This window comes from Actinacidiphila oryziradicis (assembly GCF_005047355.1).
Classification (GTDB): Bacteria; Actinomycetota; Actinomycetes; order Streptomycetales; family Streptomycetaceae; genus Actinacidiphila; species Actinacidiphila oryziradicis.
In genome coordinates this window covers 1-10,489 of sequence record NZ_SUMC01000172.1, presented here as the reverse complement: position 1 = coordinate 10,489, position 10,489 = coordinate 1, and the positions used below count along the sequence as shown (strand labels likewise).

The 10,489-nt window shown below is 68.8% G+C and carries 12 protein-coding genes and 4 pseudogenes; 11 read left to right on the top strand and 5 right to left on the bottom strand.

Annotation, left to right across the window (positions count from 1 at the left end; genetic code table 11):
* The 6 genes and pseudogenes from FCI23_RS51710 to FCI23_RS51680 form a co-directional block, all read left to right on the top strand.
* Positions 1 to 228, top strand: a pseudogene (locus FCI23_RS51710) (LLM class flavin-dependent oxidoreductase); the annotation flags it as partial.
* Between the two features lie 115 nt (positions 229 to 343).
* Positions 344 to 1,063 (top strand): IS6 family transposase, encoded by a 720-nt coding sequence (locus FCI23_RS51705; RefSeq protein ID WP_136730883.1) that lies wholly within the window; start codon positions 344 to 346, stop codon positions 1,061 to 1,063.
* Positions 1,064 to 1,128: 65 nt separating this feature from the next.
* The gene (locus tag FCI23_RS61860; RefSeq protein ID WP_136730882.1) at positions 1,129 to 1,428 is read left to right on the top strand and encodes a hypothetical protein; all 300 of its coding nucleotides are present in this window, start codon (positions 1,129 to 1,131) and stop codon (positions 1,426 to 1,428) included.
* Positions 1,429 to 1,611: 183 nt separating this feature from the next.
* Positions 1,612 to 1,818, top strand: a pseudogene (locus FCI23_RS51690) (IS1380 family transposase); the annotation flags it as partial.
* Between the two features lie 92 nt (positions 1,819 to 1,910).
* On the top strand, positions 1,911 to 2,855 hold the full coding sequence (locus FCI23_RS51685; protein WP_136730881.1) for an aldo/keto reductase: 945 nt from the start codon (positions 1,911 to 1,913) through the stop codon (positions 2,853 to 2,855).
* A 1,092-nt stretch (positions 2,856 to 3,947) separates the two neighbouring features.
* A complete protein-coding gene (locus FCI23_RS51680) occupies positions 3,948 to 4,247 on the top strand; it encodes a hypothetical protein (protein ID WP_136730880.1) in 300 nt (99 codons plus the stop codon).
* A 16-nt stretch (positions 4,248 to 4,263) separates the two neighbouring features.
* On the opposite strand, the gene argJ is transcribed toward FCI23_RS51680, so the two are convergent.
* The 4 genes and pseudogenes from argJ to FCI23_RS51660 all read right to left on the bottom strand — a co-directional run bounded on the left by argJ (position 4,264) and on the right by FCI23_RS51660 (position 7,492).
* Positions 4,264 to 5,460 carry a bifunctional glutamate N-acetyltransferase/amino-acid acetyltransferase ArgJ gene (argJ, locus tag FCI23_RS61855; protein ID WP_136730879.1) on the bottom strand — a complete coding sequence of 399 codons (1,197 nt, stop codon included), beginning with the start codon at positions 5,458 to 5,460 and terminating at the stop codon, positions 4,264 to 4,266.
* A 95-nt stretch (positions 5,461 to 5,555) separates the two neighbouring features.
* Positions 5,556 to 5,873 (bottom strand): hypothetical protein, encoded by a 318-nt coding sequence (locus FCI23_RS61850; RefSeq protein ID WP_136730878.1) that lies wholly within the window; start codon positions 5,871 to 5,873, stop codon positions 5,556 to 5,558.
* Positions 5,874 to 5,976: 103 nt separating this feature from the next.
* Positions 5,977 to 6,210: pseudogene (locus tag FCI23_RS62835) on the bottom strand (tyrosine-type recombinase/integrase); the annotation flags it as partial.
* A 211-nt stretch (positions 6,211 to 6,421) separates the two neighbouring features.
* Positions 6,422 to 7,492 (bottom strand): hypothetical protein, encoded by a 1,071-nt coding sequence (locus FCI23_RS51660; protein ID WP_136730877.1) that lies wholly within the window; start codon positions 7,490 to 7,492, stop codon positions 6,422 to 6,424.
* Positions 7,493 to 7,643: 151 nt separating this feature from the next.
* On the opposite strand from FCI23_RS51660, the gene FCI23_RS51655 reads away from it, so the two are divergent.
* Positions 7,644 to 7,844 carry a hypothetical protein gene (locus FCI23_RS51655; RefSeq protein WP_136730876.1) on the top strand — a complete coding sequence of 67 codons (201 nt, stop codon included), beginning with the start codon at positions 7,644 to 7,646 and terminating at the stop codon, positions 7,842 to 7,844.
* 435 nt (positions 7,845 to 8,279) lie between these two features.
* Here the strand turns inward: FCI23_RS51655 and FCI23_RS51650 are convergent, their stop codons facing one another.
* On the bottom strand, positions 8,280 to 8,513 hold the full coding sequence (locus FCI23_RS51650) for a hypothetical protein (RefSeq protein ID WP_136730875.1): 234 nt from the start codon (positions 8,511 to 8,513) through the stop codon (positions 8,280 to 8,282).
* Positions 8,514 to 8,800: 287 nt separating this feature from the next.
* Here FCI23_RS51650 and FCI23_RS51645 point away from each other — a divergent pair, with 287 nt between their 5' ends.
* The 4 genes and pseudogenes from FCI23_RS51645 (at position 8,801) to FCI23_RS57775 (ending at position 10,354) form a co-directional block, all read left to right on the top strand.
* Positions 8,801 to 9,001: a hypothetical protein gene (locus FCI23_RS51645; RefSeq protein ID WP_136730874.1), complete on the top strand. Its 201-nt coding sequence runs from the start codon at positions 8,801 to 8,803 to the stop codon at positions 8,999 to 9,001.
* A gap of 108 nt (positions 9,002 to 9,109) precedes the next feature.
* A complete protein-coding gene (locus FCI23_RS51640; RefSeq protein ID WP_136730873.1) occupies positions 9,110 to 9,307 on the top strand; it encodes a hypothetical protein in 198 nt (65 codons plus the stop codon).
* Between the two features lie 516 nt (positions 9,308 to 9,823).
* Positions 9,824 to 10,169, top strand: a pseudogene (locus FCI23_RS51630) (PRC-barrel domain-containing protein).
* 26 nt (positions 10,170 to 10,195) lie between these two features.
* Positions 10,196 to 10,354 (top strand): hypothetical protein, encoded by a 159-nt coding sequence (locus tag FCI23_RS57775; RefSeq protein ID WP_169317411.1) that lies wholly within the window; start codon positions 10,196 to 10,198, stop codon positions 10,352 to 10,354.
* The last annotated feature ends 135 nt before the right edge of the window (positions 10,355 to 10,489 follow it).

Here is a 10,489-nt window from a genome sequence, read left to right as displayed (position 1 = left end):
CTGGACGCGCACTGCGCGGCGATCGGCCGCGACCCCGCCGAGATCACCCGCTCCGCGCAGATCATCGTCGACTACGCCGACCCCGCAACCACCCGCGCCCACGTCTGCGCACTCGCCGCTGCCGGCATCCGGCACGTCGTACTCGCGCTGCCCCGCCCCTATCCGGAAAAGGCCGCCCGCTGGCTTGTCGACGAGATTGTCACCCCTGTCCGGGAGAACGGCGCCTGACGGTTACTCCGCTACTCGGCTGCGCATTGCCCCGGCAGGCGTCGTCAAGTTGAGTAGAGTGTCTCGGGTCTGGGATGATCGCCGGGTTTGCTGATCTTCCCAGGGAGGGGTTGTGGTGGAGTCGGGGTCGCCGTCGTACAGGGGGTTCCGGTTCCCGGCGGAGATCATCTCCCATGCGGTGTGGCTGTACTACCGCTTCCCGCTGTCCTTCCGCGAGGTCGGGGAGCTGCTGCTCGCCCGCGGGGTCATCGTCTCCCACGAGACCATCCGGCAGTGGTGCGAGAGGTTCGGCCCGCAGTACGCGGCCGCACTGCGCCGCCGCCGGCCGCAGGCCGGCGATAAATGGCACCTCGATGAGGTGTTCATCAAGGTCAACGGGGTGCGGCAGTACCTGTGGCGCGCGGTGGACCAGGACGGCGACGTGCTGGACATCCTGGTCCAGTCCCGGCGGGACGCGAAGGCCGCGAAGCGGTTCATGGCCAAGCTCATGAAGAAGCAGCGCCGGGTATCCCGGGTGCTGGTCACCGACAAGTGCCGCTCCTACGGGCCGGCTCACCGGGAACTGATGGGCTCGGTGGAACACCGGTCACACAAGGGGCTGAACAACCGGGCGGAGAACTCGCATCAGCCCACCCGCCAGCGCGAACGCGCGATGAAGTACTTCCGCTCACCCCGGTCAGCCCAGAAGTTCCTCGCCGCATTCAGTCAGATCTCGCCCCATTTCCGGCCCCGACGTCATCTGATGGCCGCATCGGAGTACCGGGCCGAGATGACCGTCCGCTTCGCCATCTGGGACCGCATCACCGGCGTCACCACCCTGCCCCCCACGGCCTGAACCAGGGCCAGTCACCCGGCCCCACCACGACTCACACACCTCAACCAACCCGTCAGCCCGACAAGTTGACAACGCCCCGCCACGCGCTCGCCGACGCCAACCGGCTCATGGAACAGCTCAGCGGCGAGCAGCGGGCCGACACCTGGTTCGGGCACTGCGAACAAAAGCACCACGTCCACCTCAGCCACGCGCTCACCGCCCTGGGCGACACCCGGCGGGCCCGGGAGAGCCAGGACCACGCGCTCGCGCTGTCCGCCCCGACCAGCACCATGACCCGCACCCTCCTGACCATCGACGCCGCCGCCTGTACCCACCCCGGGACGGCGATACCGAACAAGCCTGCCGCCGCGCCACCGCCGCCCTGACGGCCCTTCCGGCCGACTACCGCACCGGCCTCATCCGCGCCCGTGCCACGGACCTCTACCGGTCCGTTCCCGCCCAGCACCACCGCGAGCCCGCCGTACGAGCCCTCCACAACGCCCTCACCGCGTGAGCCGCGGCGGGTCCGCGTGCGCGCGGACATCCGGCACCGGGTGCACACGGCGGCCGACTGCCGGGTGGCGTTGGCGTTGGGCGGGGACTGCCTGGCCGATGTCGCCCTCTTGCGTGTCGAGCCGGCTCTGTTCGGCCTGGTGGTTTCGGACCCGACCGTGTCGCCTCTGGTCGACGCCCTGGCCGCGGCCGGCCCCACGGCGCTTACCGCGATCCGCGCCGCCCGGTCCCTGGCCCGGCAGCGAGCCTGGTCCCTGGCCGGCCGGGCCGGGTGGCCACCCTTCCGGGTTTCCGGCACGTGAACAGATCCCGGAAACCGGAATAGAGAGCTCCGGGCGCGGGGTTGGTCTTGGTTATGACTGATCTTCGTAAGCTGGGCAATTCCGACCTCCAGGTTTTCCCGCTCTCCCTCGGCGGCAACGTCTTCGGCTGGACCGCGGACGAGGCGGAGTCCTTCGCCGTACTCGACGCGTATGCCGCCGCCGGCGGCAATTTCATAGACACCGCCGACGTCTACTCCGCGTGGGCACCGGGCAACAAGGGCGGTGAGTCGGAGACGATCATCGGCAGGTGGACGGCCGCCCGCGGCAACCGCTCCGACATCATCGTCGCCACCAAGGTAGGCCAACACTCGGAGTACAAGGGGCTTGCCCCGGCCACCATCAAGGCCGGCGCCGAGGAGTCGCTGCGCCGGCTGGGCTCGGATTACATCGACCTCTATTACACGCACTTCGACGACCCGACCGTGCCGGTCGAGGACATCATCACCGCCCTCGACCAGTTGGTGAAGGAGGGCAAGGTCCGCGCCATCGCGGCCTCCAACATCACCGGGGAGCGGCTGGCCGCGTCGCTGGCCTTCTCCGAGAGGGAGGGACTGGCCAGGTACGTGGCACTTCAGCCCCACTACAACCTGGTCTCCCGCGACACCTATGAGGGTCCGCTCCGGGACACCGTCGCCGAGTACGGCCTCTCGGCCGTTCCATACTGGGCACTCGCCTCGGGCTTCCTGACCGGCAAGTACCGTCCGGGCACCGCGGTGGACAGCGCGCGGGCCGAGGGCGCGGGCAAGTACCTCGAGTCCGAGCGGGGTCTCAGGGTCCTGGCCGAGCTGGACAAGATCGCCGAGGCCCACGAGGCCGAGGTCGCGAGCGTCGCGCTGGCCTGGCTTGCGGCGCAGCCGACCGTCGTCGCGCCGATCGCCTCCGCGCGGACGACCGCGCAGCTGCCCGCACTGCTGGCGGGAGTGGAGCTGGATCTGACCGCGGAGGAACTGGCGGAGCTCACTGCCGCTTCCGCCTGAGGCACGCGCCTGACGCCTGGCCCGTCGTACACGCCGGGCCAGGGGCGCAGGACCAGGTCAGTACCGGCGGTGGGGGGTTGTAGCCGGCGTAGTCGATTACGGGGCGGTGTCGGTACCCGGCGGGTGGCGCGCGCCGCGTAGGTCAGCTGGTCGGAGCGTGCTCGGGCGACGGGGCAGGCGGAGCCGGGGGTTCGGCAGGGCTACACGGTTTCGATGAGGCGTGGGCGCTGGTGGGCGAGGTGGGCGGGAATGTTGCTGAGTTGCGGGCGACGGAAAGATGCTGCTCACCGCACCCGCGGGGATGGTCCCTCACCGGCCGAGTCAGCCTTGACGCGGTAGTACTGGTGTACGAAATCCCGTGAGTTCGCCTGAACCTCCATCCCTCGGATTGGCTGTGTCGTCCCAGGTCGACACAGCGTAAAGGCGCTAGCGGCCCGAACTGATCATGATGGTTCTTCGGCGTGGATTGGTGACCGCGAAACCACTGGTCAGCAATCCAGTGCGGCTTCGCCGCTCTCCGTGGGGGAGGAAAATCGGGGGGGTGCTGGCCTGGTTGGGTTGGCCTCTTCCGGCGAGCTGGGGTGGGGCGGCAGGATGATCGGGTCCGTCCTGGCCGACGCCGTTGCCTCTGTGGTGAGCTTCAGTCCGTAGGTCAGCATGGTGCTGGAGGGCCTGCCACGGGAACCGTGGATTGCTGCTTCGAGCGCGGGCGTCAGACTGTCCGCGTGGATCACCCTTCGGTTCGTCTACCGGCAAGTACGACGAGTCCGAAGGGTGATCGCCCCACATGATCCTGGATCTGGCGACCTGGATGAACCTGCGCCGTTTCCGCGCCCTGCAGGACTCTGTCGCCCGATTCGGCCGACCTGCCGAAACCGACCAGCGGCTAACGGTGAACGTGCTGGCGAGGCTGATCGAATCGGCCCTCACCGCGGATCGGGCGACAGAGTCCTGCAGGCGGCTGGCGCCGCCACGTATATCGAGATCGCACGTGGGTGCGGTTGTGACTGGCGTACCGCGAAGAAGTACCTGCAAGCCGGGCACGCTGCCCTCCCGCCGAAGGCCCCCTCGCGGGCCGGCGCCCAGCCGCGGGTGATCGAGGAGTTCACCGGCGTGGTGGACACCTGGCTGCGGCGTGAGCCGAGGCTGAAGGCATCTGTCATCCACGAGCGGCTGGCTGCCGAGTACGGCTTCACCGGCCATTACCAGCGGGTGAAGATGTACGTCGCCGAGGCCCGGCCGCGGATCGCGGCCGAACTCGCGACGAGGGACGAGAACCCGGTGCACGGCCTGCACCGGCGCTTCGAGACGTTGCCTGGCGCGCAGAGTCCAGCTGGAGGCTGCCGTGCTTGGACTGTGTGGTCGGGCGTTGCGCTATCCCGGGGGCCGTGACTGCGATCGGCGGCCGTCACGAGGTGTAGTCCGCGTTGACGCGGATGTAGCCCTCGGATAGGTCGCAGCCGTAGACGGTGGCCGTGGCGCCACCGAGGCCGAGGGAGATGGTGATGTCGACCTCGTCCTGCCGCATGATGCCGACGAGTTGGTCGAGGGTGTCCGGTTCGGGCTCTTCGGGGTATACCTCGATCGCGCCGAACCGCACGGTTACTTTGTTCGGCTCGATGTCCGTGTCGTCGGTGTTCTTGCCGATGGCCATCACGACCCTGCCCCAGTTCGGGTCGGCTCCGTGCACCGCGGTTTTGACCAGGGGCGAGTTCACCACGCTCTTCGCGACGCGTTTGGCCTGCCCGTAATCCCTGGCCTGGCCGACTGTGACACGCAGAAGCTTTGTCGCGCCTTCCCCGTCACCAGCCAGCTGTGTGGTCAGGTCCAGACACAGGTCGGCGAGTGCGAGGGAGAACGCCGCGAAGTCGACCGGACCGACCGCGCCATTGGCAAGCATAGCCACGGTGTCGGAGGTGGAAGTGTCGGTGTCCACGCTCAGACAGTTGAAGGTCTTCTCCACAGCACCGCGAAGCGCGATGTCCAGGTCAGCCGGGGAAAGGGCCGCGTCGGTGAACAGGTAGGCAAGCATCGTGGCCATGTCGGGTTCCAGCATGCCGACGCCCTTGGCAATGCCGACGATGCGGGCCTGACCAACGGTCCGTACAGCCGCCTTCGGCCGCGTATCGGTGGTCATCATCGCGCGAGCCACGTCCAGCAGTCCCGCCTCGAACGCCGCCAGACCGCGCTGCGCGGTCTCGTCGAAGTGTGTTCGGATGGTGTCCATCGGCAGCGGGCGTCCGATGACTCCGGTGGAGCCGATGAGCACTTCGTCTTCCGGGATGTCCAGAATCCCGGCAACCCGGCGGACGACCTCGGCGGCGTTCTCCTCACCCTGCCGCCCGGTGGCAACGTTGGCGTTCTGCGCCAATGTACTGAGGGCCCGGATACGCTGTCCGGCAGCGTGCGCGCGGCTGAGCACCACAGCTGGCCCCGCGAAGCGGCTCCGAGTGAACATTGCAGCGCTGACGGACGGCCTGTCCGACGCCACAATCGAGATGTCGTCTCCCCGATCGCGCAGCCCTCCATGGCCGGTGTAAGCCCGGAAGCCGTCCGGCCACGTCAACGACGCGCACCCCTCATCAACTGCATGATTATGTGCCATGAGGCATATATTTGCATCATGATCGCAGCCACGTCCAGTGGTTCTTGCGCGGCCGGGTAGCCGGGGCACCTCTATCCGTGCGCGGTCGGGCACGTTCATGCGTACGCCGACGACGCCGGCATGGGCACCACGTCGTGGCCCCTCGCTACCGCGCTCGTCGAGGCGCCGACTTGACTGGTGCAGAGAAGGAACCGGAACCACCTCAGCAGGTCCATCCCATAAGAGCGCTGGGTCGCCGCTGCCCGCCCCGCAGCCTGGAGGTCGTTCAGATACACAGACACGGACGGAACGACCCGCCCCGACACGTCGTGCAGCCGGTAGGGCTCCCATGGATCGTCCGTCGAGCGCAGTGCCCCCGCTATAGGGACCACGACCGTGGCCAGGTCCCGAAGATCGTCCTCTTCTCGAATCATGGATCGGGACCGTAGCGAGACCCACCCGGCACCGTCCCCTGAACTGGCCAGACAGTTCTGATAATTCAGTCAACAGGTCGAGGTCGCCGTACTCGGTGTGCATGTAGTCGGCATACAGCCGGATCAGCTCGGCACTGACCGGGATCGTCCTGGTCGTCGCCGACTTGGTGCGGGCGCCGTTGTCGTTGAGCCGCGGCACCACCGACAGCTCGCGCTCAGCGACGGCCCAGTCCTCGTGCCGCAACCCGAGGGCCTCCCCGATCCGCATGCCCGAGTCGAACAAGACGGCGAACAGCAGCCGGTCCCGCAGCCGCTCGCACGCCGTACGCGCCAGCACCTCCTGAGTCCATCCGCCGGCGTGCCGGTGGTGGTGTGGGCTGGTGGCGTACAGATACAGGACGTCGTGCCCCACACCCGCCCCGTCGAGGTAGGAGAGCTGGGCACGTAGAGGCGCAGGCCCGTCAGGACAGGTGAGTGGCCCGATGCCTCATGGGAGACCGTCAGGGGACCTGTCGTGCGTCCTTGCCGTCACCGGTCACTGCGGCCGGTCATGTGGCGGCGTGGTCGGCGGCCGTGGTGACGGTGGTGCGTTCTTGGTGGCGGCGCTCGTAGTCAAGTACCTGCCGGGCGAGGTCGGCGTCGGCCTCGCGCAGCCGGGTGCGGATCTCGTCGGCCTTCATGGAGTCGTAACCGGGCCAGGGCTCGTCCCCGCGCAAGTCCGCGATCTTGTTCAGGATCGTGGAACGGCCCGCATGGGCCCGCTCATAGCCGTCGATCGTGGCCAGCTCGGCCTGGGACAGGTGCCGAAGCCAGCCGGTGACCTCAACGACGGTCAGCTCGCCGTAGCCAGGAATCGGCAGCTCGTCCTCCGCGGCCGCGGCCCCTTGCACCTCGCCCCGCATCCGGCTCACGCCCGGCAGCCGCCCGACCGCGCCCTCGAGCGTACGTTCGGCCCGTTGCTCCCACTGTTCGGCTTGCCGCCCACTCTCCTCGACCGTCTCCCGCAGGCGGCTCCAACCACCACGGACCGCCTCACCGGCCCCGGTGGAGGCGGCCCACTCCGCACCACCGCGGCCGCCGTTCGCGGCGGCCACCACCGCCCCGGCCTGCTCTTTCAGGCTGTCGGCGAGCTTTTGCAGCAGTTCCTCGTCGTGGCGGCGGATGGAGCCGAGCAGGTCCGCGCCGGCGGCGTCGTCGGCCTCCTGGGCGATGCTTTCGCCGGCCCGGCAGGTAGCCACGGCCAAGGCGGTGGTCGCGTACTCGTCCTCGGCGTTCTTCAACAACTGGCGCTCCGCGGCCCTACCACGGCCCCGCAACACACCGGCCGGTACCGCCATGGCGACGTCGAGGGGCAGCCGGGCAACCTGGATGGCCTGCCCGGCGAGGTGACGAGCCCCATCGAGGGCGTCCTGGAGCAGACCGTGGGGCCGCAGCTGGTCCATGTGTTCGTCGATGCTGCTGACGTGCTCCTCGGCATCGGCGACGTGGCGCTCCAGGATCCGCCGGTAGCCGCCGGCGGGGGTGACCGCTATGTGCGCCTGGAACTTCTCGACGACTGCAGCTTGGGCGTCACGGGCGTCCTGCAATGCCGGAATGACCAAATCCGTGGTCGTTGTCATCGCGTACTCCTCCTGAATGGTTTGGTGAGAACGAATCCGGCGGCGGGCCCGGCCGGGGAAGGTCCGCGGCGTTTGGCAAGCGCCTCGCGGGGGCCTTGCGGTGGTTGTCCGGGCGGGGTAACCCAAGGGGGCGGCTGGGCGTTAGGCGTGCATGACGACGACGACGGCACGATGGGTGCGGGTCGCATCGCACGGCGGCGAAACGGTCCCGCGCCCGGTGGACGCTCCGATCTTCGAAGCCCTGGCGCGCCGGTGGGCGACCGCGGGGCGGCTCGTGCCCGGCCAGGACGACCGGGAGTGGACGACTCTGGCCGGGCACTGCCCGTGGCCCGACCGCTACGACCAGGGTTGATGCCGGCCATCCCCCTTACGGCCCACGCCACGCTGCCCCGCCCGGCCGGGCACCTGGCAGCGGCGACCGCCCACCGGCGCCGATGTTGCCGGACCGGCCGGTAGCGATTGGGCCCCCGCCGCTCGTAGTCGGCCTCGTCGGTGAATTCCAACGGCAGGACTCCGAAGTTGGTGAGGATCTGCCAGTGGATGGGCGTAGGACCTTGCGATGTCCAGGCGCAGGCGGGGCGTGATGGCGGCGTGCTCGCGTGAGGAGCCCTGGCTGTGGCACCACGCCGAATCACGGACCGACCAGCCCGCCAGGCACCGGCTGGGCCACGCGACTGATCCCACTGATCACGATCACCCGGCCAGTTGCCGGTTACGGGGACACGCTCCTAGCTGGGCTGAGAGGCGGCGCCGTCCCCCGCGCTGGCTGGCCATCCTCAGGCGCATGTCAGCCGCCGAGCCGGGTACGCAGCAGCCGCTTGCCCAGTTGGGCGCCCTTGCGGCTGTCGGCCTGTGCTTTGCGGAACAGTTCGGTGAGTTCGGTGTCGTTCTCGCGTTCCGCGTCCTGGATGTAGGTTTCGATGCGCAGAGTGTTGCTCAGGCACGCCTCGATGTACCAGATCAGGTTGTAGTCCTTGTCCTTCGTGCCGGTGACCTCGCCGGTTTCGGTGCTGGTGGCCATGGTGATGCCTCCTGCGTGTGTGGGGTAGCCGGTGCGGGCAGCTGTGGAGGCGCACGCCGGTGTCAGCTGTCATCGCCGGTTTCCAGGTGGTGCGCTGCTTGGCGGTGATGACCGCCTCGCCCTGGCAGTGGTGCTGTTGGTAGTCCAGGACCTGGCGGGCCAGCGCAGTCGGCGCTCTGCAGCCAGTGGTGGACCTGGTCGGGGGTCATGGTGGGCTCGATTGCGTGCAGGGCCCCCGGGCCCGTTGGCGTGGGCGCCGAGCATGGAAGCGGGCGTACCAGCCCCGGATGATTCAACTACGGTGCCAGCCCGCAAGATGCTTCTGCTTCCAGTGCAACACCGACACCCGGCTGGCGCATCTGGGCCGCGAGCGCGCGGTCGCCACTTTGTCGGGCCCGGGCAGTGCACTGGGTGCGGGCAGCGGTGAACTGGTCCGGCCGCAGTCCGTACAGTTCATCGACGACCGTCTGCTCTTCGACGGCGGTTGACCTGTCCGGCATGCCACCGGGCACCGTGCGCTCGTCCGGACGGCTCGTGGCAGCTGCGGTCGGCCGGGCATCAGTGGGATGGTCCGCCGCCGCGCGCCGGAGGCGAGGGTGACGCTGCTGTCGGCGTTGCTGGTGGAGCGGGAGCGGGAGGTGACGGGCTGCCTGGTCGACCTGCTGATTGCCACGGTGCAACGGATCGGGGCCCGGGCCGAACAGAAGGTGACCAACGAGCTGATCAACGCCTTCAAGCGGGTTTCGGGCAAGGAGAACCTCCTGTTCCAGATCGCCGAGGCGTCCCTGGCCTAGCCGGACCACGAGGTCCGGCAGGTGGTGTTCCCGGCGGCGCGCGGAGGCGAGCAGACGCTGCGGGAGCTGGTGCACGAGTACAAGACGAAGGGTCCCGTCTATCGGCGCACGTGCAGACCTCCCTTCGGGCGTCCTACACCACCACTACAGCGAGGGACTGATCGAGCTGTTGTCCGTGCTGGACTTCCGCTCCAACAACACCGGCCACTGGCCCGTCATCGACGCGCTGGCGCTGGTCGCCCGGTATGCGAAGGCGGAACACCCCCTACTACCCGCTCGGTGAGGCGATGCCCGGGCACCGCGGCACCGCGGGGCCAGTGGGCGTGGCCTCCTGCAACGGCGCCACCGAACTCGAACGCGGCCTCGACATCCTCCTGGCCGGACTGACCACCGCCCGGCGTGTGTGCCCGGGTGTCGCCGCGCAAGGCGCAGACTGGAAGTGCACAGGTCACAGCGGAGACATCCAGGCGATCGAGGGCTTGTCTCAGGTCGCCGGCACGGTGGATGGGAGATGCGGTGATCGAGGCAGCGGATCTGCGGGAGTGGCGCACCCACGACGTGGTCGACCCCGACGGGCACAAGATCGGCGCTCTGGAGGTGGTCTATGTCGACACCAGCAGTGACGAGCCGGCCATGGCCACCGTCCAGGTCGGCCCCACCCGGCACCGCCTGGTCTTCGTCCCTGGACGGCGTGATCGTGGGATCCGGCTACGTCAAGATCAACTACGCCACGTCGCTGGTGAAGAACTGCCCTCCGACCGGCACCGACGACGTGCTCCCCGCCACCAGTGAAGAAGCGGTCTTCCAGCACTACGGCCTGCCCTATCAACCCGGCGGCGAGCGGCAGCTCGCCCGCCGCTGACCACCCTGCCCCAAGGAGGCACCACCATGGTCCTGTTCCTGCTTGTGGTCATCGTCGCGATCGTGCTGGGCATCATCGGCGCCGTCGCCAAGGGACTGCTCTACCTGCTCGTCATCGGCGCCGTGCTCCTCGTGGCCGACCTGGTCCTGGTCGGCGTGCGCTGGTCCAGGCGCACGGGGCGGTGAGTGCCGCTTCCGCGAGCGGACTCCGGTGACTACACCGTCCAGCAGATCGCCGAGGAGTTCGCGTCACCCGCCCCCCATCTACCGCCACCTCGGCAGAGCACCGCCCCCGCTACACCATAGCGAGGCACCCGGGAC